The sequence below is a fragment of the Amycolatopsis orientalis DSM 40040 = KCTC 9412 genome, from assembly GCF_000478275.1.
GTDB lineage: Bacteria > Actinomycetota > Actinomycetes > Mycobacteriales > Pseudonocardiaceae > Amycolatopsis > Amycolatopsis orientalis.
Window position 1 is genome coordinate 66827 of the sequence record NZ_ASJB01000009.1, and the last position, 23694, is coordinate 90520.

Annotated in this window: 22 protein-coding genes and 1 pseudogene; 12 read left to right on the forward strand and 11 right to left on the reverse strand. The window is 69.4% G+C overall.

What is annotated here, in order from left to right:
• Positions 1–87: 87 nt before the first annotated feature.
• Positions 88–1005, reverse strand: a complete 918-nt coding sequence (locus L324_RS01595; protein WP_235783378.1) for a hypothetical protein — start codon at positions 1003–1005, stop codon at positions 88–90.
• Between the two features lie 188 nt (positions 1006–1193).
• Between L324_RS01595 and L324_RS01600 the strand changes: the two genes are divergently transcribed.
• The 4 genes from L324_RS01600 to L324_RS01615 are packed head-to-tail and all read left to right on the forward strand — an operon-like array spanning position 1194 to position 6266.
• Complete coding sequence (locus tag L324_RS01600; protein ID WP_037303513.1) at positions 1194–3593, forward strand: HAMP domain-containing protein; 2400 nt, start codon at positions 1194–1196, stop codon at positions 3591–3593.
• Positions 3590–4771 carry a poly-gamma-glutamate synthase PgsB gene (gene pgsB, locus L324_RS01605; RefSeq protein WP_037303514.1) on the forward strand — a complete coding sequence of 394 codons (1182 nt, stop codon included), beginning with the start codon at positions 3590–3592 and terminating at the stop codon, positions 4769–4771. The genes L324_RS01600 and pgsB overlap by 4 nt, the downstream gene beginning before the upstream one ends.
• Entirely contained in the window at positions 4771–5253 is a 483-nt protein-coding gene (locus L324_RS01610; RefSeq protein WP_037303515.1) for a poly-gamma-glutamate biosynthesis protein PgsC/CapC, read from the forward strand. Before pgsB ends, L324_RS01610 begins: the two co-directional genes overlap by 1 nt.
• Positions 5254–5261: 8 nt before the next feature.
• Positions 5262–6266 carry an NlpC/P60 family protein gene (locus L324_RS01615; RefSeq protein ID WP_037303516.1) on the forward strand — a complete coding sequence of 335 codons (1005 nt, stop codon included), beginning with the start codon at positions 5262–5264 and terminating at the stop codon, positions 6264–6266.
• Positions 6267–6523: 257 nt separating this feature from the next.
• Here the strand turns inward: L324_RS01615 and ku are convergent, their stop codons facing one another.
• From ku to L324_RS01640, 5 genes are all read right to left on the reverse strand, one after another.
• Positions 6524–7396 (reverse strand): non-homologous end joining protein Ku, encoded by an 873-nt coding sequence (gene ku / locus L324_RS01620; RefSeq protein ID WP_037303517.1) that lies wholly within the window; start codon positions 7394–7396, stop codon positions 6524–6526.
• Between the two features lie 50 nt (positions 7397–7446).
• A complete protein-coding gene (locus L324_RS01625; RefSeq protein WP_051173562.1) occupies positions 7447–7839 on the reverse strand; it encodes a hypothetical protein in 393 nt (130 codons plus the stop codon).
• Between the two features lie 147 nt (positions 7840–7986).
• Entirely contained in the window at positions 7987–10302 is a 2316-nt protein-coding gene (locus L324_RS01630) for a [protein-PII] uridylyltransferase (RefSeq protein WP_037303518.1), read from the reverse strand.
• Between the two features lie 9 nt (positions 10303–10311).
• Entirely contained in the window at positions 10312–10650 is a 339-nt protein-coding gene (locus L324_RS01635; protein WP_037303519.1) for a P-II family nitrogen regulator, read from the reverse strand.
• On the reverse strand, positions 10647–12041 hold the full coding sequence (locus L324_RS01640; protein ID WP_037303520.1) for an ammonium transporter: 1395 nt from the start codon (positions 12039–12041) through the stop codon (positions 10647–10649). The genes L324_RS01635 and L324_RS01640 overlap by 4 nt, the downstream gene beginning before the upstream one ends.
• 175 nt (positions 12042–12216) lie before the next feature.
• Between L324_RS01640 and L324_RS01645 the strand changes: the two genes are divergently transcribed.
• Together L324_RS01645 and L324_RS01650 are read left to right on the forward strand one after the other, a co-directional pair.
• Positions 12217–13077 carry a putative RNA methyltransferase gene (locus tag L324_RS01645; protein WP_037303521.1) on the forward strand — a complete coding sequence of 287 codons (861 nt, stop codon included), beginning with the start codon at positions 12217–12219 and terminating at the stop codon, positions 13075–13077.
• The gene (locus L324_RS01650) at positions 13077–13694 is read left to right on the forward strand and encodes a (2Fe-2S)-binding protein (protein ID WP_037303522.1); all 618 of its coding nucleotides are present in this window, start codon (positions 13077–13079) and stop codon (positions 13692–13694) included. Before L324_RS01645 ends, L324_RS01650 begins: the two co-directional genes overlap by 1 nt.
• 279 nt (positions 13695–13973) lie before the next feature.
• Here L324_RS01650 and L324_RS01655 read toward each other — a convergent pair whose 3' ends face one another.
• Positions 13974–14372, reverse strand: coding sequence for a response regulator transcription factor (locus L324_RS01655; RefSeq protein WP_235783379.1), 399 nt, complete (start codon positions 14370–14372; stop codon positions 13974–13976).
• A gap of 359 nt (positions 14373–14731) precedes the next feature.
• Between L324_RS01655 and L324_RS41240 the strand changes: the two are divergent.
• Positions 14732–14962 (forward strand): annotated as a pseudogene (locus tag L324_RS41240) (CoA-binding protein); the annotation flags it as partial.
• Positions 14963–14966: 4 nt separating this feature from the next.
• On the opposite strand, the gene L324_RS01665 reads toward L324_RS41240, so the two are convergent.
• Entirely contained in the window at positions 14967–17084 is a 2118-nt protein-coding gene (locus tag L324_RS01665; RefSeq protein WP_161780814.1) for an RICIN domain-containing protein, read from the reverse strand.
• 111 nt (positions 17085–17195) lie between these two features.
• On the opposite strand from L324_RS01665, the gene L324_RS43025 reads away from it, so the two are divergent.
• Positions 17196–17372: a hypothetical protein gene (locus tag L324_RS43025; RefSeq protein WP_162835848.1), complete on the forward strand. Its 177-nt coding sequence runs from the start codon at positions 17196–17198 to the stop codon at positions 17370–17372.
• A gap of 69 nt (positions 17373–17441) precedes the next feature.
• Here L324_RS43025 and alc read toward each other — a convergent pair whose 3' ends face one another.
• Positions 17442–18458 (reverse strand): allantoicase, encoded by a 1017-nt coding sequence (gene alc, locus L324_RS01670; RefSeq protein WP_037303524.1) that lies wholly within the window; start codon positions 18456–18458, stop codon positions 17442–17444.
• Between the two features lies 1 nt (position 18459).
• The gene (allB, locus tag L324_RS01675; protein ID WP_037303525.1) at positions 18460–19788 is read right to left on the reverse strand and encodes an allantoinase AllB; all 1329 of its coding nucleotides are present in this window, start codon (positions 19786–19788) and stop codon (positions 18460–18462) included.
• A 103-nt stretch (positions 19789–19891) separates the two neighbouring features.
• Here allB and L324_RS01680 point away from each other — a divergent pair, with 103 nt between their 5' ends.
• From L324_RS01680 to pucL, 4 genes are read left to right on the forward strand one after another with little or no spacing between them, the layout of a single operon-like run.
• Positions 19892–20368, forward strand: coding sequence for a helix-turn-helix domain-containing protein (locus tag L324_RS01680; protein ID WP_037303675.1), 477 nt, complete (start codon positions 19892–19894; stop codon positions 20366–20368).
• Positions 20369–20426: 58 nt separating this feature from the next.
• A complete protein-coding gene (uraD, locus tag L324_RS01685; RefSeq protein ID WP_037303526.1) occupies positions 20427–20918 on the forward strand; it encodes a 2-oxo-4-hydroxy-4-carboxy-5-ureidoimidazoline decarboxylase in 492 nt (163 codons plus the stop codon).
• Positions 20915–21232, forward strand: coding sequence for a hydroxyisourate hydrolase (gene uraH / locus L324_RS01690; RefSeq protein WP_037303527.1), 318 nt, complete (start codon positions 20915–20917; stop codon positions 21230–21232). Before uraD ends, uraH begins: the two co-directional genes overlap by 4 nt.
• A 6-nt stretch (positions 21233–21238) precedes the next feature.
• Complete coding sequence (pucL, locus tag L324_RS01695) at positions 21239–22117, forward strand: factor-independent urate hydroxylase (RefSeq protein ID WP_037303528.1); 879 nt, start codon at positions 21239–21241, stop codon at positions 22115–22117.
• Here pucL and L324_RS01700 read toward each other — a convergent pair.
• Positions 22114–23607 carry an alpha/beta hydrolase gene (locus tag L324_RS01700; RefSeq protein WP_037303529.1) on the reverse strand — a complete coding sequence of 498 codons (1494 nt, stop codon included), beginning with the start codon at positions 23605–23607 and terminating at the stop codon, positions 22114–22116. The genes pucL and L324_RS01700 overlap by 4 nt on opposite strands.
• Positions 23608–23694: the final 87 nt, after the last annotated feature.

The window sequence follows — 23694 nt, forward strand, 5'->3', positions numbered from 1 at the left end:
GTTGTGGCGTGCCGGTACGGACCGGCGGCTTCCCAGGGTAGTCGGTGTGCGGGGCAGGCGTTTGACGCGGTTGCGGCCGCCCGCGGCTCAGGGCTTGCGGAGGTCGGCTTCGGTGAAGGCCCGGATCACGTCGGCGCGGGCGGTGCCGGACTCGCGGACGGTACGGCTCATCTCCACGTGCAAGAAGGCCGTGCCTTCCTCGGCCGCGGCCTTGCCCTGGACGTTCTTCATCCCTTCCAGCGCACCGCACGACGAAACCCACGCCCGGCAAACGGAGAATCCGCCGTCGGCGAGCCGGTCCGCCGCGCGCCGGACGGGATCCCCGGCCGCCGACATGCCCGACGACAGCACGATGTCGTCGTCCGGCATGTTCTGGTCGTCGAAGCCGTGCAGCTGTACCTGTGTCATCCCGCGTCCGGCGAGGGACGCCGCCACGACGTGGAACACGGAGTCCACTTCGTGCGCGACGTCGGCGTGCCCGTCGTCGGCCTTCCGGTGCGCGCCCGCGATCAGCAGGACCGCGCCCGGCACCCGCTGGAAGTAGTCGAGGCCGAACAACTCCGTCCGCAGGTCCGACGCCGGGTGCGGAACCTCGATGACCAGTGACGGCGGCGCGGAGCGGTCGATCAGGTACATCCCCCAGGTCCGCTCGGTGCCGGGCTCGTTCGTCGCGATCGTGTACGGCCGCCCGGTGTCCGCGTCCACCCCGTCCCGCACCGAAAACCCGAGCTTCTCGAGATCGGACGGCGTCGTGCGCCCGGCGTCCAGCAGGGTGGTGAAACCGGCCGCCGCTTCCCGACGTTCGTCGGCTTTCGGCGAACGGTAGTCCTGCTCGGCGGACAGCTCCGAGGTGAACCCGGCGATCAGGGAACGCAGGCTCCCGTCCGGCGCCGGGACGGGCTTGGGTGACTCGTCGTCACCAAGGATCAGCACGAAGGTCAACACCAAGGCCAGTGCGACGGCGATACCGGTCACACTCAGCAACATTTGCTTGCGGCTGATCACCACCCGAAGCCTACTGGCTCACCCGAATAGGTAGCCTTATCCGCGCTTTGGCCCCTTTGAGGTGAGTTGTAACGTCACTGAGGGCAAATTTGATATCCGCGTGTAACCCGATTGGGTGCGGGTTGCGCTAGTGGCCGACCAGGGCCGCGATCACCCCCGATCTTCGAACTGAAAGGCCTGGGGGCCAGGTGAATCGGCAGAAGGACCAGCTCGACTCGGTGGCGCGGCTTCGCGACCAGATCCCCGAGGCGGGCTTTCCGCGTGGCGTGGGAGTGGCGTCCGCCACGGGTTTCGTCCTGCTGTTGCTGATCACCGCCTTCACCGCCCTTTATCTGTCCACCTCCGGTCCGCTTTCGGCGATCGGCGGGAAATCCGGTGACCTCGTCCCGGACGAGGTCACCGAGGGCCAGCGGCGCGCGACCGTCGCCCTCGCGCAGGCGCTGGCCACCTCCGCCACCACCGCCGCCGGCGATCTGCAGGTCAGCACCGGTTCCGGGGTGTTCGACAACGCCGATGACGACGCCGTCCTCAACCGCCTCGGCGAGACCTACCCGGACTGGCGCGGCATCGTCGTCTTCGACCCCGCCGCCCGGAAGGTCCTGGCCACGCACGGCGAACCGGTGGCCGTCGAGAACCTCCGCGACGTCGCCGTCTCCAACCTCACGGTCCGCCCGATCGCCCGGCCCGGCGACTCCCCGCTCGTCCTCACGGCGCTCCCGCTCACCGGTGCCCGCGCCGGCAAACTCCTCGTCGTCTCGACCGCGCTGCGCGGAGTCCAGCCGGAGCTCGACAAGGAGGCCAAACAGCAGATCCGGCTGGTCACCCCGGACGGTGCCCTGCTTTATTCCTACGGCGCCGAAGTACCCGAGAACGACCGGACGGCACAGGAGCTCCTCACCCGCGCCGCCGCCGCCGGGGCAGCCGGGGAGTCGGGCGCCTTCACCGGTGACGCCACGGCCGAGCCTGCCGAACCGGACCGGCGGATCGCGCCGGTCGTGTCCTTCGCCCCCATCACCTCCGACGGCACCGCGGGCAGTCTCGGGCTGACCGCCGTCACCATCAGCCGTTTCCCGGTCGAACCGGTACCCGCGCGACGGCCGGGCCTGATCCCGGCGGCCGCGCTGCTGGTTCTCGCCATCGGCGGTTTCGTGCTGCTGCGGCGCACGGTCGTCGCGCCGATCCTGCGCCTGCGCGCCGACGCGCTCGCTGTCGCGGCGGGGGTGCTCGACCGGCCGGTCCGCCAATCCCGCGTCCACGAGGTGAACCGGCTGACCCGCGCCGTCGAGCGATACCGGTCGAAGCTCAGGCGGCGCAAGATCGGCGCCAAGGTCAAGCCGTTCATCTCCGCACAGGCCGTCGTCGCGCTCGTTTCCTTGGCGCTGCTCGGCTGGTCGGTCACCATCGCCGCGACCCTCGGCCGCCAGAACGCCGCCGTCTCGCCTACCGTGCTGAGCGAGTACAACGGCCGCGTCACGCACTCCGCCGACACTCTGCGCCGAAGCCTCTCCCAGGGCCTCGGCGACCTGCGGGCCGTCGCGAGGCTCAGCGCGGGTAAACAACCGGAGCAGCTACGCGGCATGCTCGAGCAGCTCGCCATGAACGAAAGCCGGTTCCGCAGCGTCTATCTGACCGACGCCGACGGCGGAGTGCTCCAGTCCGCGGGGCGTGAGGCACTGCGCGATCCGGGCAAGCTGCCCGACGGCGCGGGCCTGCGCCAGCACAACACCAGTGGCCGGGTGCCCGTGGTCTACGCCTTCACGCGTCTGCCGGATTCGGCACAGGTCCTGGTCGGCGAATACGACGTGCCGCGGATGGCTTCGATGCTCGGCTCGGCGGGCGGCCGGGTCCGCGTGGTCGACGAGGGCAAGCGCACCATCGCCGACACCGAGGGCTACTTCGCCTTCTCTCAGCTCACCGACCCCGTCCTGGTCAAGAACGTCACCACCGCGCAGACCGGTGAAGACGCCCGCGAAACGACGCCGACGACCCTGGTCGCGGCGGAGCGCCTCGCCGACGAGGGCAGCGTGGCCGAGCTGAAGTGGGTCGTCGTCGCCGAGCAGCCGATCGGCTCGCTCGGCGTCGCGGACAACACCGTGCGGGCGGGGGCCCGCGTGGCCGCGCTCCTCACCGCCGTCGTCGCGCTGATGTTGTTCGCCTGGCATCTGCTCGTCGTCATCCGGCCGCTGCGCCGCGTCGCGGAATCCGCCGTGCCGATCGCCAAGGGCGTCGGGATGGGTGCCGTGGTCTATCCGCAGCGCCAGGACGAGATCGGCAGTATCGCCTCCTGCGTCGAGATCTGCCGCCAGGCATTGACCGAGGGCAAGGCCCGCCTCGGCGAGGTCCGCCGTCCGGCCGGCGCGGCGACCGACGAGACGGCGCTGCTCCAGCGGGTGAAGGACGCGCCCGAGACCGAACGGCGGCCGGAACCCCGGGTCGCGCCCCGTCGTCCGGCGCGGTCGCGCCCCGTCGTCCCCCGGGTCGCCCGCGACGAACCCCGGCCGGAACAGCCACGGGCCCCACGGCGGCAGCGGGGGCCGGGCGAAGGCCGGCAACCACACCTGGCCGAACGGGGCCGGAGCCCGAAGTGACGTTCCTTTACCTCGTGCTGCTCACCGCGTCGGCGGCGATGCTGGCCGCCGGGATCGCCGAGCAACGCAATCACTACCGGAACCTGCACAGCATCCCGACTCGGGTGCTGGTCAACGGCATCCGCGGGAAGTCGTCGATCACCCGGCTCTGCGCGGGCGCGCTCCGCGGCGGCGGGCTGGTGACGACCGCGAAGACCACCGGCACCGCGGCCCGGTTCATCCACCCCGACGGCAGCGAAGAGCCAGTCTACCGCAAGTTCGGCATCGCCAACGTCGTCGAGCAGATCGGCATCGTGCGCCGCGCCGCCGCGTACCGGCCGGACGCGCTGGTGATCGAGTGCATGGCCGTGATGCCGGACCTCCAGGAGATCAACCAGAGCAAGCTGATCCGGTCCACCATCGGCGTGCTCTGCAACGTCCGCGAGGACCACCTCGCCGAGATGGGCCCGACGCTGGACGACGTGGCGCGCTCGCTGAGCCGCTCGATGCCGATCGGCGGGATCTGCCTCACCGCGGAGAAGGACCGGCTGGCGATCCTCCAGGAAGAGGCGGACAAGCGGAACTGCCGTCTGATCGCCGTCGACCCCGAAACCGTCACCGACGAGGAGATGCGCGGGTTCAGCTGGATCACGTTCAAGGAGAACGTCGCCATCGCGCTGGCCGTCGCCGACCTGCTCAAGGTCAACCGGCGGCTGGCGCTCGAAGGCATGTGGGCCGCACCGCCGGACCCCGGCGTCCTCCAGGTCCACCACTACCGCGCGGGACGGCGGAGGCTCCGCTTCGCGAACGTCTTCGCCGCGAACGACCCCGAATCGACACTGATGAACATCGACCAGCTCCGCGCGCAGGGCGCGATCGCCGATCCGCTCCACGTGATCATCAACTGCCGCCCCGACCGGGTCGAGCGCAACGGTCAGATGGGCGCGCTGATCCCGCGGATCGCCCCGGAACGGGTGGTGCTGATCGGCGACCCGACGCGCAGCGCGCGGAACGCGATCCCGAGCGAATGGCAGGACCGGGTCCTCGACCTCGGTGGCTCACGGCCACCCGAGGAGCTGCTGCGCAAGATCGTCGGCGGTATCGACCGGCAGGCGTCGCTGGTCGCCATCGGCAACATCCACGGTCAAGGCGAACTCCTCATCGACGAACTCGCCAAACTGGAAGCGGTCGCCTCCTGATGCTCACCACGTCCCTCTCTCCCGAGGTCGCCACCATCGGTCTCGCCATCGGGCTGCTGTTGTCGCTGGTCTGCTACCTGACCACGAACCTGTCACCCGGCGGCATGATCACCCCCGGCTGGATCGCCTTGACCATCGTCGAGGACTTCCGGCGGGCGGCGATCATCGTGCTGATGACCGCGCTGACCTACGCGGGCACGAAAGTCCTGCAGCGCGTGGTGATCCTGTACGGCAAAAGACTGTTCGCCGCGGTCGTGCTGCTCGGCGTCGTGCTGCAGACGACCTTGCTGCTCTTCCTCCAGGCCGACTTCCCGCTGTTGTTCGTGCACCAGACCCTGGGTTTTGTGGTGCCCGGCCTGGTGGCCTACCAGCTGGTCCGGCAACCCCCGGCGGCGACCGTCCTCGCCACCGGAGGGGTGAGCCTCGGCTGTTACGCGATCCTGATCAGCGGAGTGCTGGTCGGGCTGGTCCCCGAAGTGTGAGGTCAGCGATGCGCAGGGCGATCCGGATCGGCGTACTGGCCGCGGTCATCGGCGTGTCCGGAACCGCCGCGGTCTACGTCGCGACGCAGGAAAAGCAGGACATCACCGCCATGTCGGCGTCCTTGGTCACGCCGGGTGCCGCGGCGACCGGCGAATATTCGTACGAGCGGCTCGCCGCCCCCGGCCGGACCATCGTGCGCGATTCCGCCGGAACCCAGCTGGCGTCCTTCACCGACGGCTCGCGCACGGTCATGCTGACCGGCCGGAGCCGGACCTTCACCGAACCGAAGTTCACCACGGTCACGGTCACCTCGTCGGCCTGGATCCGGTTCGCGCCGCAGGCATGGAAAGAGGGCGCGGAGAAGGAACCGTGGTTCCGCGACTGGCTGCCCAAGGCCGTCGGCGACACCTCGCCGGACCTTCTCGCCATCGCACTCCAGTACACCGACGGCTCGGCGCCTCAGATGGCCAAGAAGCTCCGGATAGGGGGCGACGCCAGCTTCGGTCCCGACAGCGCCGAAGGACGGCTTGAGAAGTCGGACTTCTACGACTACCTCGGCGTCGACTGGGATTTCCCCGACAAGCACGAAAAGGCGGAACCGGCACGGTTCGGTTCGCTCGACTGCTCCGGTTTCGTGCGGATGGTCTACGGCTACCGCGCGGGCTACCCGATGCTCGGCAGCAACACGAAGGGGCCGGGACTACCGCGACGCGCCTGGGCGATGTCCGAACTCGGTCCCGGGACGCAAGTGATCGCGGACACCAAGAAGCAGGCCAGGGACTACTCGGCGCTGCAGCCCGGTGACATCCTCTTCTTCAATCTGGAGCCGAATCTCGGGCCGCAGGTGTCGCACACCGGGATCTACCTCGGCATCGACGGCGACGGGAGGCGGCGGGTGCTGTCCAGCCGCAAGGTCGCCAACGGGCCGACGTTCGGTGACGCCGGTGGCGTGTCGCTGATCGACGGCGAAGGCACCTACGCCAAGGCGTTCCGCGCCGCCAAACGACTCTGAAGCAGGCTTCCGGCAAAGAAGGGCTCCGAGACCGGCCGCCCCTCGCAAGCCGGTATCGGAGCCCCTACGGAAGGCTCGCCTCCCCGCGAGCCGACCGTGAGCACACTTGGCGAGGTTCGCGGGAAATCGGCTCGCCGGACCCCCAGTACCAGGCGATTCGTATCCCCGCGCGCTCGCCGCGCGATGGCATAACCATGCCCGGTCACCATGGGGTCACGGCAGCGTGAAGACCCCCAACTCTCCCTGGGTAGAACTACTCAACTGGTCTTGGCGCGTGATTTGGCCGACGACGAAGCCTTCTTCGCCCGCGTACGCGCCTCTCGCGCCTTACCTGCCGCTTCCTTGGCCTTCCCGACCGGAGCACGGTCGGCCTCGACCGCACTCTGCTGCAGCGCCGCCAGCAACCGCGTCACGCCCTCGGCCTGTTCGGCGGCGGTGGGCTGGAGGACGTCGTCACCGTCCAGCTTGGCCTGGATGAGCGCTTCCAGCGCCTCCCGGTAGCGGTCGGTGTAGCGCCCGGGTTCGAAGTCCTGGGTGAGATCCTCGATGAGCGAGACCGCGTTCCGCAGTTCCCCGCGCCGCAGGTCGACGTCTTCGTGGAGGAACGGGAAGTCGGGCCGCCGGATCTCGTCCGGCCACAGCATCGTCTCGAGCACGATCACCTGATCCCGCACGCGGAGCGCGCCCAGCGTCTCGCGCTGCCGCAGGGTCACCTTCACGATCGCGATCCGCCCGGACTGCTGCAGCGCCTCGCTCAGGAGTACGTACGGCTTGGTGCCCGCCGGCTCCGGTTCGAGGTAGTAGCTGCGCGCGAAGTACATCGAGTCGACCTGCTCGGCCGGGGTGAATCCGACGACGTCCATCGACTGGGTGGTCGGCGCGAGCAGCGACGCGAAGTCGCGGCTGGTCAGCAGAACGGTGTCACCACCGGGAAGGAGGTGTCCCTTGGCGATCTCGGCCGGGGGCACCTCGGCGCCGTCGACCTCGCAGACCCATTTCACCCGCACCCGGCCGCCGTCCGGCTCGTGCACCTGGTGGAGGGGGACGTTGTGCTCTTCGGTCGCGCTGTACGCCTTCACCGGGATGGCGTAGGTGCCGAATCCGATCGTGCCTCTCCACACCGCCCTCATGGCCCACCTCCGCCTGATCAGCGTATCCACGCACCGAAGCGGCGGAACAGCTACAAACGGGTGTCAGGGGCCACTGATTCGCTCACACATTCGAATGACGGGCCCGCTTCGGCGAGCGCGTCGGCCGAACAGCCGACAGCGGTGGCGGCCGCTCGGAGTACTTCCGCGACGACCTCGACGTCGACCTCCCGGGCGGCGGCCAAGGTGCCTTCACCGCCCTCGTCGACCCGGCTCGCCAGGCCTTCGAGCGCGACGGCCAGCGCCTGCTGCCCGGCGACGAGGTGCTCGACCACCTGGAGCAGTTCGGGCACGGTCGCGGCGGTGCCCGACGCGGTCAGGGAAGTGGCGAGGTCGTCCGCGCAGCTTCGGAGATGAGAGGCGACGACTGTCGGCGGCAGCGTGAGCCGCTGCGGTCCCGGCGGGTTCTGCTCGTGTCCCAGCACGCGCTCACCCCTCCGGATCCTTCGGTCCCGACGGCGCACATCCTGCCACCGCTACCCTCCGCGACCCGCGCGACACCCCGGTCCAGCGCGTGAAGGACTCCTTCCCTCTGCTGAGCCGAGGGAAGGAGTCCTTCACGCGCGGCCAGGTCAGGAAGCGGCGGCCAGCAACGCGGCTTCGATCTTCGACCGCCAGGCCTGGTCGACCCTGCCTGTCCGCGGAGCGACGGCGAACGAGTCGACGACGGCACCACCGAGCGTGGCCACCTTCGCCCAGCGCACCTCGGCCTCACACCGCCGCAGCGCGCCCGCGACCCGGTACAGCAGCCCGATCCGGTTCGCGGCCCGCAGTTCGACCACGACCGTGTCCTGCCCGCTGGTCTCGTCGTCGAACCAGATCACCTTCGCCCCGGCAGACGGGGTCCCGTCCCCGCCGTAGTCCCGTTCCTTCGCCGCGAGCCGCTGCGTGAGCGGCAGCGTCCCGGCCACCGCCCGCGCGAACTGCTCGCGCAGCAAGGTGACGTCGGGCAGCGAGCCGAACTTCGGCGACGCCGTGAACACCCCCGCCCGTCCCCCGTCGTGCCCGCGCAGCACCGCCGCGTGGACCTCCAGGGAGTTCAGCGCGAGCACGCCGGCGGCGGGGGCCAGCAGTTCCGCGCGCGCCGGGACCGCGAGCACCACGGTCACGACCTTGCCCGCGGCGGTGATCCGTACCTCGCCACGGCCGGAAGCCACGGCCTCGGCGACGAGTTCCCGTTGTTCGGCGCCCATCGGCTCCGGCGGCACGAAACCCTTGCCGTGCAACGCCTCCTCGCAACCGGACACGAGTTCGGCGAGCAACCTGGCCTTCCAGTCGGTCCACACGCCAGGACCGGTGGCCAGTGAATCGGCCGTCGTCAGGGCGTGCAGCAGCTCCAGCAGGACCAGGTTGTCGTCGAGGGTCTTCGTCACCCGCTGGATCGTGGCCGGATCGCTGATGTCCCGCCGCGTCGCGGTGTGCGGCAGCAACAGGTGATGCCGCACCATCGCCGCCACCAGCGCCGAATCGGCTTCCGGCAGCCCGAGCCGGGCGGCCACCTGGGCACTGATCTTCGCGCCGAGTTCGGAATGGTCCGCGTCTCGGCCCTTGCCGATGTCGTGCAGCAGCGCGCCGATCAGCAGCAGGTCCGGCCGCGAAACGGTGGTCGTCAGTTTCGACGCCTCCACCGCGGCCCGCACGAGATGCCGGTCGACGGTCCACGAATGCACCGGCGACCTCGGCGGGAGATCGCGCACCGAACCCCATTCGGGGAACAGCCGCGCCCACAGTCCGGTCCGGTCGAGCGCCTCGACGGCGTCGATCAGCCCCTCGCCCGCGCCGAGCAGCTCCACCAGCGCCTTGAGGGCGTCGGCGGGCCACGGCGCGCGCAGTTCCGGCGCCGTCTCGGCGAGCGCGCGGAGGGTCCCGTGCGCGATGGGCTTCCGGATCCGGGCCGACGCCGCGGCGACCCGCAGCAGCAGCGCCGGATCCTTGGCGGGAACCGCGTCCCGCGCCAGCGCGACCTCGTTCCCGTGCAGGACGACGCCTTCGTCGAGCGGTGTCCGCGACGGACGGCGGCCGAACCGCGCCTTCGGTGGTTCCACAGTGGACCGAAGCGCCACGTCGACCGCGTAGGCGATCGTCCGTCCCGCGCCGGAAAGCTTGCGCGCCAAGGTGAACCGGTCGCCGAACCCGAGTTCACCGGCCACCGTCTCGGCTTCCGGCGCGCTGAGGATGTCCCGCTCCCGGCGCAGTTCACGCCGGAGTTCCGTCCGGACGTCGAGCAGCAGCCCCTTGGCCGCCAGCAATTCCTCGCCGGGCCTCGCGGTCAGCTGCGCCGCGGCCATCGCCTCAAGGACGGCGAAGTCGCGAAGCCCGCCTCGGCCGTGCTTGAGATCCGGTTCGGCGGACTGCGCGATCTCGCCACTGCGGGCCCAGCGCTGACGCACCGCGTCCGACAGCTCGCCGACCCGTTTCCTGGCCGTCCGCCGCCACTGGTCCCGTGCCGCGGCCGCCAGTCGGGCGGTGATGTCGGCGTCCCCGGCGATATGCCGGATGTCGAGCAGTCCCATCGCGGTCCGCAGGTCCTCGGACGCCACCTTCAGCGCCTCACCCGGCGTGCGGACCGAGTGGTCGAGGCCGATCTTGGCGTCCCACAACGGGTACCAGATCGCGTCGGCGATCTTGCCGACCTCGCCGTTGCCGTTGTGCAGCAACAGCAGGTCGAGGTCGGAGAAGGGCACCAGTTCACTGCGCCCCAGGCCGCCGACAGCGGCCAGCGCGACACCGGGATCGGCGGTGTCGACGCCGGCCGCCGCGGCGCCCTTGCCCAACCAGAATTCGTAGAGGTCGACCAGGGCCGCCCGCAACGCGGCCGACCCCAGCCTCCCGTGCCTGCCCTCGAGCAATCGCTCGGTGGCCTTGACCAGCTCACCCCCGTCGGCCATCCGTGACGCCTATAGAGCGTCCGAGCCGCGTTCGCCGGTCCGTACCCGGATGACCGTCTCGACCGGCGTCACCCAGATCTTCCCGTCGCCGATCTTGCCGGTGTGGGCGGCGGTGGTGATCGCCTCGAGGACCTTCTCCACGTTGGAGTCGTCGGTGACGACCTCCAGCCTCAGCTTCGCCACGAAGTCCACGGAGTACTCCGCACCCCGGTAGACCTCGGTGTGGCCCTTCTGCCTGCCGTAGCCCTGCACCTCGCTGACCGTCATGCCGAGCACACCCAGCTGTTCCAGCGCGGAGCGGACGTCGTCGAGCGTGAACGGCTTGACGATCGCGGTGATCAGCTTCATGCCTTGCTCTCCTCGAGTTTCGTGGCCGCGTTACCGGTGGGCGCCTTGACCTGGATCGAGCTCGGCTGGCCGAGGCCGCCGCCCGAACCGGTGAAGTCGTACGCGCTCTCCGCGTGCTGGGCCTCATCGATACCACTGACCTCGTCCTCCGCGCTGAGGCGGAACCCACCGAGCTTCTTGATCACCCAGCCGATGACGAAGGTGAGCACGAACGAGTACACGAGGACGGCTCCCGCCGCCGCGGCCTGCTTGCCGAGCTGACCGAGGCCGCCGCCGTAGAAGAGGCCGTCGACGCCGAGCGAGTTGACGCTGGTGGTGCCGAAGAAACCGATGAGCAGCGTACCGACGAGACCACCGACGAGGTGGACACCGACGACGTCGAGGGAGTCGTCGAAACCGAAGCGGAACTTGAGGCTGATCGCCAGTGCGCAGAGAGCGCCGGCGATGACGCCGATGGCGATGGCGCCCAGCGGGCTCACGAACCCGGCGGCAGGGGTGATCGCGACGAGACCCGCGACGGCACCGGAAGCGGCGCCGAGGGTGGTCGGCTTGCCGACCTTGATCTGCTCGATGATCAGCCAGCCGAGTACCGCCGCCGCGGTGGCGACGGTGGTGTTGGTGAACGCCACGGCGGCGAGGTCGTTGGCGGCCAGCGACGAACCGGCGTTGAAGCCGTACCAGCCGAACCACAGGAGCGAAGCACCCAGCAGGACGAAGGGCACATTGTGCGGACGTCCCGTGCCCTTGGGCCAGCCCTTGCGCTTCCCGAGCACGATCGCGAGCGCCAGGCCCGCCGCACCGGCGTTGATGTGGACCGCCGTACCGCCCGCGAAGTCGAGTGCCTTGAGCTGGTTGGCGATCCAGCCGCCGACCGCGTCGGCGCCGACGAAACCGTTGAACGAGAACACCCAGTGCGCGACCGGGAAGTACACGATGGTCACCCAGATCGCGACGAACAGCGTCCAGCCCCAGAACTTGGCGCGGTCGGCGATGGCACCGGAGATCAGCGCGGGCGTGATGATCGCGAACATCAGCTGGAACATCACGAAGGCGAACAGCGGCAGCGCGTCCGCGCCGGGCCAGGCGACCTCGGGCGTGGTGCTGGTCGCGGCCGTGGTGAACCCGGCGAGCTTGCCGGAGATGTTCGAGAGACCGGCGAAGTCGAAGTTACCGAGCAGACCGCCGCCCACGTCGTTGCCGAACGCCATCGTGAAGCCGTACAGCGTCCAGAGGACACCGACGACGGCCAGCGCGATGAAGTTCATCATCAGCATGTTCAGGACGCTCTTCGCGCGGACCATACCGCCATAGAAGAACGCGAGTCCTGGTGTCATGAGCATGACCAGCGCGGCGCTGATCAGTACCCATGCCGTATCTCCTGCGTTCAGCACAATCTTCCTCCCGTGCCTGGGGTGTACTGCGCAGGAATTTTTGGTCGGCGGTGTTTCCTCGAACGGCGATTCAGGTTTCACCCGCGTGAACTGTCGGTGCGCCGTTGTTACGTCCAGGTTTCCGGAGACCTGGTGCGTTCTGTCCGGTTACGAAACGTCGTGGTCGAATATCCCCATGAACACGCCCGGCCCCGGTAATGACCCACTGCCACCGGAGATCGTCCGATCACTGCGGTGCTCGGTCTGCGGTGCCCCGGTCGGCTCAACCGGCCGCACGGTGCGTTGCGCCCACGGTCACTCGTTCGACGTAGCGAAGCAGGGTTACGTCAACCTCCTGCACGCGCGCATCCCGGCCGGCACGGCGGACACCGCACCGATGGTCGCCGCTCGCGTCGACCTCCTCTCTTCGGGCGTCTATCTCCCCCTCGCCGACGCGCTCGCGAAGGTGGCTTCGGAACACGTCGAGGGCGGGCTGATCATCGACGCCGGCGCGGGTACGGGGTACTACCTCGCGCACGTGCTCGACGCCGTCCCCGCCGCGTACGGACTGGCGCTCGACGTCTCCGCCGTCGCCCTGCGCCGGGCCGCTCGCGCGCACACGCGCGCGGGCGCGGCCGTGTGGAACCTGTGGGAGCCCTGGCCGGTGGCCAACTCGAGCGCCTCGCTGGTCCTCAACGTCTTCGCACCTCGTAATGCGGCACAGTTCCGTCGCGTCCTGACCGCGGACGGGCTGCTGGTCGTCGCGACGCCGAATCCCGGGCACCTCGGTGAACTCGGCGATCTGGTGATCTCCGTCGACGGCGGCAAGGACGCGCGGCTGGAGGAGACCCTCGGCGAACGCTTCAGCAGGGTGGAGCGGCGCGAAGTCACCCAGCGGGTGACGTTGTCGCCCGCGCAGATCCGCCAGGTCGTCGAGATGGGCCCGAGCGCGCATCACCTCCACCGCGACGGACGCCGCGAACGCCTCGACGCCGTCACCCGATCGGTGGACGTCACCACCTCGTTCAGCGTCACGCTGTACCGGCCGGTGCCCTGATGGAGGCACCCGCGACCCTGCTCGCCGACGCCGCCTGGGTCAGCGCCCGCATCGGCGGCGCCGCGAAACTCTACGGCTGCTCGCGGCCCGAGGTACTCGGCACGATCTGGTGGTACTCGCTGTCTTCGGTGCTGGTCGCCCCCTCGGTGGAGTCCCTCGTGCGCGACGGCGAACCACTGGACCCGTCACTCGACGCGGTCACCATCGACCTCGTGCCGGACGGCCGCTTCACCGGCGCCCGGTCGTCCCGCGTCCTTCGCGGCGGCCTCGCCGAACTCGGCGCGGCGTTCGCGGGGACACTGGGCACCGCGATCGGCACCATCGCGGCCGTCACCGGGGCGAATCCGCGGGCGCTGGGCGCGATCGCGACGGATTCGATCGGCAACCGCCTGCTGTGGACCGGCGACACCGACCGAGCGGTCGCGCTGGCGGGGCCGCTCGTGGCCGCGATCGGCCTCGGGATGCCGGAACCGCGGTTCTCCCGGGTCGGGCGGAACACCGTGGTGCGCCGCGCTTCCTGCTGCCTGATCTACGAGGCGGGGAATCCGAAGTGCACCAGCTGCCCGCGGCAGACTCCGGAGGAACGGGACCGTCGCCTTCGGGCGGCCCTCGGATAGTCCTCGTGAGCGATGGCGGTTATCGAGGGATAACCCAACGTCTCAAGCGCGGCGCTCGCGACTCGATGATCGCCACATGTGGCACATCAGTGCCAGCAGTCACCACAGCTGCGCGTGAAGGCCCCCTTCCCTCGGCTCAGCCGAGGAAACTCGACCTTCACACCTTGCCCAGTACATGAAGGACCCCTTCCTTGCGCCAGGCACAAGGAAGGGGTCCTTCATGTACTCACGCGGGCCCAAGTCACCTGCGCGCTCAAACGGCGGCGAGGTTCTCCTTGGTCAACGCGGCCACCATCGCGGCGCGGGAACCGACCCCAGTTTGGTGAAGATCCGCCGCATATGCGCGGAAACCGTGTTCAGGCTGATTTCCAGCACGCCGGCGATCTGCTTGTTCGTATAGCCCCGGCCCACCATGCGCGCCACTTCGTGCTCACGCGGGCTGAGCAGGTCGTGTGCCTCCGGTGTCACCGGTACGAGCAGGCATCTGACGCCTTGCTCGGTCAGGTCGAGCAACGGTCTCCGCAGCGCGGTGTCGCCGTCGCTCAGTTCCGTGACCCGCCGGACGAGTGATCTCGCCAGGCTTCGCACGGTTTCGTCCTCCGAAACGACCTTCGTCCGCTGGCGGGCGATGTCGTGTATCGGTGCCGCAGGAAATCCCACCGCCGGGCTCGTGGACATATTGAGAGGTAAGGCGAACATGGCTGGGTCGTGCGCCCTGGGCCGGGTGGGGTTTTCGTGTCCTGCGGTGTCCTGAAGGCCCCCTTTCGGACGTGGAGCGTCTCGAAGGTTCCCTTCAGAACGGGATCCGGGCCCGTGTTTCGGAGCCGGCGTCCCCAATGTGCCATTGGAGACGTTCAAGGTCTCCAATGGCACATTGGGGACACATTTGCCCTACCCCTCAAAATAGACCGGCCCCCCTCTTGGTTTCCCTCCCTCTCTAGCAAGCGATCCAAGCCGACCTCGGCGCCGTCACCGGCGGCCATGCCTCGCTCGCGGCGAGGGCCAGGAGCACGGTCAAGGACGCGCTGGCACTGCTCGGCGAGGTCGATCTGGTCAGTGTCTTCCGCAAGCACGACGACCTCCCCGGCGTCGCCGAGGAGGTCGTCAAGGCCGGAGCGCGCACGCTCTGGCTGCAACTGGGCCTGTGGCACGAGCCCGTCGCCGATCAGGCCAAGGAGGCCGGACTGGACGTCGTGATGAACCGCTGCGTCAAGATCGAGCACGCCAACACCGGCGTGATCAGCTCACGACGCCAGTCCGCCCCCTGAGACGTCACTCCGCCGCGGTGCTCACCGTGAACGGCAGCCACTGCACCGTGACGCCGTTCGCCGGGGAAACCGGCATCCGCCAGTTCTGGCAACCGCGACCGGGGATCCGGTCCCAGATGAACAGCGGCGCCCCCTGGCCGGCGGTGCAGCCCTGGTCCAGCAGCTTGCCCGCGTTCTGGACGGCGAACCGGTACACCCCCGTGCCGACGGTCTGCGGTTCGATCGTCCACTTCTGACACGCGCCCGCCACCCGGTCGTAGGTGGTCACCGGGTTCCCGCTGGCCGTACTGCAGCCGGTGTTGTCCAGCACCTGCCCGGAATGCTTGGCGCGGAACTGGTAGTAGCCGTCACCGGTGCCCCACGGGAAGAACTTCTGGCAGTCCGCGCCGTTCGACGGCCACTGCTGCACCTTGGTCCCGTTGTTCCAGCCGCACGCGGCGACGTCGGCGTAGAGCCCGCTCGACACCGCTTGCAGCGAGACCCACGCGTCGTCGCCGAACTCCCCGCCGGGGTCGAACGTGGTGGCCCGGAACCGGTAGCTGTGGTTGTCCTGCAACAGTCCCGGCGGCACCGTCCACGTCGCCGCGGTACCGGACGGGACGTCCCACGCCCAGTAGTCCGCGATCATCGTTTCGCCCTCGTAGACGTAGAAGACCGCGGTCACGTTGCCGCCGTCAGGGTCCGTCGGCGTGAAGCGCAGCGTCGGGGTGAGCGACTTCGTGTGGGTGACCCCGCCGATGTCGACGCGGTCCGAGATGTCGTGACCGGCGGCGGGATTCGGCCGCTGGTTCCGGTAGGTGACCTCGATGTACGGCGACTTGCCGCCCTCACTGGACGAGAACTTCTTCCAGCCGAACGAATCCGCCTCGTTCTCCGCCTTCAGCAGCATCGAACCGGTCGTGACCCCCGCGCCTGCCCAGGCGCCGATCAGGTTCCCGATCGGGGTCCGGACCCAGTCGGCCGGGCAGGCCGCGCTGTAGCCGCGGGTCGCGTCCGTCGTCGCCCACCGGGTGAGGGGCTGCGGCTGGTTCGCCCAGCGGGTGCCCGTGCCGACCAGCGCGGTGTCCCAGATCTCCCAGTTCCGGGGCGAGCACGAGTAGGAATGGTTGCCCCACAACGACAACGTGGCCGATTCGATCTCGGCGCCGCGGAACCGCGACACGTCGAAGTGCAGGTAGGACCGGGCTTTCGTGACTCCGCCGTCATAGGTGCCGATGCGGAGTTCGGTGGCGGCCGACTGGTCGGTGCTCACGATGTTCGACTGCGTGAACGTGTCGAAGTTCGTCCACACCGAGACACCGGGGTCGACGGTGACCGGGTAAGACCGCGCCGGATCGGCGAAGTAGCCGGCGTCCGGCGTCACGTCGAGGCCGACGGTACCCCGTTCCTTGGCGGTCACCGCCTTCCCGACCTTCACCTTGGCGGCCGGGTCGCCGCTGCGCTGATCGACCCGCGAGTCCCACATCTCGGCGGCGGGCACGCTGCCGACCACCGCGCCGGAGGCCGTGACGAGTTGCGTGTTCCCGTCCGCGTCGGTGCGCGGCGTGAGCCCCGTGGCCCGGAGCGGAAGGGTGAACGTCAGCGCGCGATCAGGCCGACGCTTGACGACGAAGAACTGCTCGAACCCGGTTCGCGTGGCCTTGACCTGCAGGTCGACGCCGGGCTGGACCTCCGGATAGGTGGCGACCTCACCGGTCAGGACCGGTTCCGGCAACGCGCCCGGATACTGAAGGGCGACCTTCCCGTCCCGGCTCCGCACGGTGGCGAGGTCCCCGCTCTTGCCGCTCGCGCCCGCCAGGACGAGGTCCCTGGGATGCGCCTTCGGCCGGACAAGGCCGTCGGCGCCCTTTTCGAGCGTCAGATCGACCGGTACCCAGTCGCCACCACGGCGGACGTGGACCGGGCCGCCGTGCACCTGGGTGGTGCGGGAACCGTCGGGATTGGCGAAGGTGGCCGAGTTCTCGGTGCGTTCCGAGAGCATTTCGACCGGTTTGTTCTGCGAGCGCGCCACGGATTCGGGCGTCGTCGCCTGCGCGGGAGCGGCGAACACGGCGCTCCCGGCCAGACACGCGGCGAACAGCACGAGACCCCGCCGCGGGCTTCTTCGGGTTTGGGCTTGCACTTCGATCTCCCCCTGGGTGTGGGTGAAGTGTTGACACATCGCTTACGCATGTCACACCCAGGAGGGTTGCCCGCCGCCAGGAAAAATCCCTACGCGTGAGAGGGTGGCGGTATGGCCAAACCGACTCCGCTGCAGCTCAGGAACATCGTCATGGCAGTGCTCATGGCGGGTGCCCTGGTGTGGAACCTGTCCATCAGCGGCGCTTGGTGGCTCACCGCGATCTTCTCGGTCGGTATCGTCCTCTCGCTCTTCTCCGCGTACCTGAACCGGCCGGGTGCCCGCTCCTGACACCCCGCGTTTCGTCCTCTGGATGCGGTAGTTGCACGCGCAAGGACCGCATCCAGAGGACGAAACGCATCAGGGGCGCGAGGCCTCGAAGCGCGAAGTGACGTCGGCGCGGCCCCGGTCGGTCAGGGCGCCGAAGAGCCGTAGGCGCGCCATGCCGCCATCGGGATAGATGTCGAGACGCACCTCGGTCACCTCAGGCCCCTCGGCGAGCGCGAACCGGTGCCGGGTGTCCGGCTGCAGGCGCGTCTTGGGCAGCAACTCCACCCACTCGCCGTCGCCGTCCCGGCCGCTCAACGCCGCCCAGCCCGGCGCGTTGCCCTTGAGGTTGCTGTTGTCCAGTTCGGCGAACCGGACGACGCCCGCGCCGGCGAGCCGCACGGTGACCCAGTCGTTCCCGTCGTCCCGGCGCCGCGCCGTCTCCCAGCCTTCGGCCTGATGCGCGGCCAGACCGGGCGAGAACAGGTTGTTGGGCGACGAATAGAACATGTTGCTGCACCCGGTGACCACCGCGCCGTTTTCCAGTGCCGCGAGATCGAGCGCGCCGAGGTCCAGCAGGCGCGGATCCGGGATCGGCGTGCCGTGCACCCTCAGCCGGGCCACCCCGCCGTCGGGATGCATGGTCAGCCGGACGTGCGTGTAGCGCTTGCTCCCGCCGATCTCGAAGAAGTTCTCCGTATGCCCGGCGGCCGGACCGCGCTTGACCAGGACGTCCCAGTCCACTTCGGACAGTTCGGCGGCGCTGGGATAGCCCTCGACGGCGCAAGCCTCGACCGAGACGAACGGCGGGTAGTTCCCCTTGAAGAACGCGGTGTCGACGATGACACCGGCGATCGCGCCCGCCAGGCCGAGCCGGACGATGGCCTGATCGTCACCGGGCTCACGGTGCCGCCGGGTCTCCCAGCCGTCGTAGACCTGCCCCTTCGGCCCGAAGGTCTCCGCCCGGTGCTCGGGCGTCCAGGGGTTGACCAGGTTCTCCTTCTCGGCGAACAACTCGTCCGTCGCCCACATCACGGTCCCGCCGAACTTGCGCGAGGCCAGGTCGGGCTTGTTTGTCCATTCAGGACGGTCGTTCACGTTCTCCTCCATCTCAGCACTCGCCCCGGGCCAGCAGGACGCCCGCCGGGTCGTCACCGGTGATCTCCTTGCCCCGCAACCACGTACTCCGGACGACACCGGCGAGCGGACGTCCGTGGTAGGCACTGACCGGGTTGCGGTGTTTCAGTTTCGCGACGTCGACGACGAACGCCTCGTCGGGCGCGAACACGCTGAAGTCGGCGTCGTACCCGGTCGCCAAGTGCCCCTTGCGGCGCATTCCCGCCTGCGCGGCCGGGTTTTCGGCCATCCAGCGGACGACGTCGGTGAGCCCGAAGCCACGCTGCCGCGCCTGCGTCCAGACCGCGGGCAGGCCGAGCTGCAGTCCGGCGATCCCGCCCCAGGCGAGGCCGAAGTCACCGCTGTCGAAGCGTTTCAGCTCGGGCGTGCACGGCGAGTGGTCGGTCACCACGCAGTCGATGACGCCGTCCGCGAGCCCCCGCCACAGCAGTTCACGGTTGGCCGCCTCGCGGATCGGCGGACAGCATTTGAACTGCGTCGCGCCATCGCCGATCTCCTCCGCGGTGAAACTCAGGTAGTGCGGACAGGTCTCGGCTGTCAGCCGGACGCCGTCGCGCCGCGCGCTTTCGACCATCGGCAACGCGTCCGAAGAGGACAGATGCAGGATGTGCGCGCGCACGCCGGTCTTCCTGGCGAGTTCGATGACCTGGGCGATCGCCACGTTCTCCGCGCCGCGGGGGCGCGAACGCAGGAAATCGTCGTACTTCTCGCCGTGCGGGTCGGGCGCGTGATCGATCGCGTCGGAGTCCTCCGCGTGCACGATGATCATGCCGTCGAAGGTCCGCAGTTCGGTCATCGCCTCTTCGAGCCCGCGCGCGTCGAGCGGCGGGAACTCGTCGACGCCGGAATGCAGCAGGAAGGATTTGAAGCCGAACACCCCCGCCTCGTGCAGCCCGCGCAGATCCGCCAGGTTGCCGGGGATGGCGCCGCCCCAGAAGCCGACGTCGACGTGCACGCGGCCCTCGGCGGTCTTGCGCTTCACCTCCAGCGCCGCGACGTCGACCGTCGGCGGCAGGCTGTTCAGCGGCATGTCCACGATCGTGGTGACCCCGCCCGCCGCGGCTGCGCGTGTCGCCGAAGCGAACCCCTCCCACTCGGTGCGGCCCGGGTCGTTGACGTGCACGTGCGTGTCCACCAGCCCCGGGAGAAGGACGACGTCCTCGCCGAGCTCGAGTACCCGATCACCGTCCAGCGCGGCACCCGCCGGTTCCACCGCGACGATGCGGCCGCCCTCGACCCCGATCGTCGCGGGCACCTCGCCGGCGGCCGTCACGGCTCGGGGGGCCTTGATCACCAGGTCCATATAATCCTCCAATTTCCACTGAGTGGAATCGAGGTTTCGCACTCCGACATTAACTTCGGCCACTGTGCTCGTCAATGAGCCCGGGCGGCGCTACCTTCGCTTGGTGCAGTTAGAAGCCGAGTTCACCAGCGAACCGTTCCACGGCGAGGGTCCGCCACCCGAGCATGCCGTCAAAGCGCGCGACACGGCGGAAGACGCGGGCCTGTCCACCGACTTCGGGCCGCTCGGCACCCTCGTCCGGGGCGACGCCGACGCCCTGCTCGACGCGCTCCCCGCCATCGCCAGGGCGGCACTGGACGGCGGCGCGACCCGCGTGACGCTGCAGCTCCGACAGGTCGGCGACGACACGGGCGAAACCGCCGTCGAACTGCACAGCGCCCTCGCCCGCCTCATCGGCGACGTCGAACGCGAACTCGGCGGCAGGCTCGACACCCTCGACCGCGCCGCCAAGCAGCGCGCGGTGCGGCTGCTCAAGGAACGCGGCGCGTTCGGCCTCCGCAAATCGGTGTCGACCGTCGCCGAGGCACTGGGGGTCACGAGGTTCACGGTCTACAACTACCTCAACCGCGACCAAGACTGAAGAGCCGTTTCAACAAAATGTTGACGACGACGGATCCGCCGCCGTACCGTCGGTTCCCGTGCCGCTCACCTTTCGAGAGTTCAACCAGGCGCCCGCACAGGACGTCCGGCCGGTTCTGACGGCCTGCCTCGACGTCCCTCGCTGGGTGGAAACCCTGCTGGCCAGGCGCCCCTACCCCGACCTGGCGGCGCTGCTCGCCGCGGCCGAGGCGCTCACCCCCCTGCGCCCCGACGAGGTCCGGCAGGCGATGGCCGCCCATCCCCGGATCGGGGAGAAAGCGGGTGGCGAGAGTACCGAGGCGAGCTGGTCGCGGTCGGAACAGTCCGGTGTGGACAGTGCGACCGCTCGCGAGTTCGCGGCGGCCAACGCCGAGTACGAAGCGGCGTTCGGGCATGTCTTCCTGGTGTGCGCGAGCGGCCGGAGCGGCACGGAACTGCTGGAAAACCTGCGTTCGAGGCTTTCGAACGACCCCGAGAAGGAACTCGAAGTGGCCGGGCGAGAACTGGCCGCGATCGCCGCGCTGCGGCTGGAGAAGGCGGTGACGGCATGAGTCTCGTGACCACGCACATCCTCGACACCGCCGCGGGACGGCCGGCGGCGGGCGTCGGGGTCCGGCTCGAAACCGGCGCGGGCGAACCCGTCGCCGACGGCCGGACCGACGCCGACGGCCGGATCCGCGACCTCGGCCCGGAAACCCTGGAACCCGGGGTGTACCGGCTGGTCTTCGACACCGGTGCCCACCTCGGCCCGGACGCGTTCTTCCCCGAGATCACCCTGACCTTCCGCATCGCCGACGGGACCGAGCACCACCATGTGCCGTTGCTGCTGAGCCCGTTCGCCTATTCCACCTATCGAGGGAGCTGATCGCCCGTGGCCATCACCCTGGGCCCCAACCAGTACGGCAAGGCCGAAGTCCGGCTCGTCACCGTCCGGCGCGAAGGCACCGTCCACCATCTCAAGGACCTCACCGTTTCGACGTCACTGCGCGGCGACCTCGCGGCAACGCACCTCACCGGCGACAACGCCGACGTCGTCGCGACCGACACCCAGAAGAACACCGTCTACGCCTTCGCCAAAGAGGCCCCGGTCGGCGAGATCGAGGACTTCGCCCTGCGCCTCGGACGGCATTTCGTCGACTCGTTCGACCACATCTCCGGCGCCCGGATCCTCATCGACGAGCACGGCTGGAACCGCATCTCCGGCCACGATCACGCGTTCTCCCAGGCGGGCAGCGAAAAGCGCACGACCGCGGTGACCGTTCAGGACGGGCAGGCCTGGGTGGTGTCCGGTTTGGACGATCTCGTCGTCCTCAAGTCGACCGGCTCCGAGTTCCACGGCTTCCCGCGCGACAAGTACACGACGCTGGCCGAGACGACCGACCGGATCCTCGCGACCGCGGTGACCGCGCGCTGGCGCTACCAGGGCGACGGGATCGACTGGGCCACCAGCCATGCCGAAGTCCGGCGGATCCTGCTGGAGACCTTCGCGGACAAGCACAGCCTCTCCCTGCAGCAAACGCTGTACGCGATGGGAGAGGCTGTGCTCAAGGAACGCGAGGAGGTCGCCGAAGTCCGGCTCTCGCTGCCGAACAAGCATCACTTCCTGGTGGACCTGTCTCCGTTCGGACTGAAGAACGACAACGAGGTCTTCTACGCTGCGGACCGGCCGTACGGCCTGATCGAGGGTGTGGTCCTCCGCGACGACGCCGAGGACGCCGGTCTGGCCTGGCACACCCTCGCCGCGTTCTAGGGCACGGGCAGCGGCATCCCGGGAACGCTCTGGTCGGCGGGGACGACCCCGTCGACCAGGAAGGCGTTCACGATCTCGTCCACCGCGGGATTCCCGTCCGCGTAGAGCCCGTGGTCACCCTCACCGGTCACGGTCAGCATGCGCGAATTCGCGAATCCCGCGTGTGCCCGCCTCGCGCCCTCGATCGCCGTGGCCGGATCGTGTTCGGAGTGGACGATCAGCACCGGCGGGACGCCCTTGCCGTCCAGCTTCGGCAACGGCCTCGGTTCCTTGTCCCAGAACAGGCACACCGACGCGTTCAACGTGCCGCCACCGGCCAGGAGCAGCCCACGGTCGAGGTTCCGCTGCGAATCGCGGATCAGCGACTCACGGGTGCCCTTGAACCGGCCTTCGCCGCAAACGGTGTTCCAGAAGGTGGCGTCCTGCGCGTCGTGGAAGTCACCCGCGGCCCCGACGGCGGCCTTCGCCCGCGGGTTCTCCATCGCGTCCCGGACCTTGACCAGCAGATCGGCCAGCGCCGGGAAGGTCGCCTTCTTGTAGAGCATGTAGATGATGGCGGTGTCGAGCTCCATCGGCCCCTTTCCGTCGATCGGCTTACGCGACAGCGCGTACCGGACCCGCTCGTAGGTCTGCCGGACGTCCTCGCCGCTGGTGCCGAAGTGGTACTTGGCGTCGTAGCGCGCCATCCACGGCAAGAAGTCCTGCCGCCAGCGGCGCTCGAAGCCGACCGGCTGCCGGTCGAACGTCTTCTGCCAGTCCGTGGTGAACTCCGTCGAGGAGTCCAGCACGAAACGCCCCGTCCGCTGCGGGAACTGCTGCGCGTAGTGCGCCCCCAGCCAGGTGCCGCCCGAATAGCCGACCCAGTTGATCTTGTCCCGGCCGAGCAGCGCCCGGAGCAGGTCGTAGTCCCTGATCGTCTGATACGTGGTGATCAGCGGCCCGAGTTCGCCACCGGCGCTCTGGCAGGACCTGGCGGCGTGCTCGGCGTTGGCCAGGATCTGGTTCAGGTTGCGCGGGTCGCGGTCGCGCGGGTCGAGCTTCCGGATGCCGTCGACCGCGCCCCGGCAGGTGACATTGGTGCTCTTGCCGGTCCCACGTACGTCGATGCCGATGATGTCCTGGTGTTCGCGCAGTTTCCCCTGCCCGCGGAACATGGTCGGCTGCCAGCGGCCCGCCCCGCCCGGCCCACCCGGGTTGGTGAGCAGTGAAGCCGTCGACGGCCCGGTCGACTTCAGCCTGCTGATCGCGATCGTCAGGTCCTGCCGCTCGTCCGGCCGGTCCCAGTCGCGAGGCGTGCGGTAGGTCGCGCATTCGAGGCCGCCGATATCGGTGCCCGGCGGCAACGAGATCAGCTCCTCCTCGGCGCAGGGGTGCCAAGCCAGCTTCTGGCCGGCGTAGTGAGCCGGGATGCCCGCCGAAGCCGGTGTGGCTCCGGCGAGCAGCCCGCCCACGATCACCGGGAGCATTCCGGCGATCAGTAGCCGTTTCATCCGATTCCCCGTTCTTTCCTTGGTTCCCAACGGTTCCCGACGCTAGGGCCGGGCACCGCCCGCGGACATCGACCGCGGGTAGCGCCG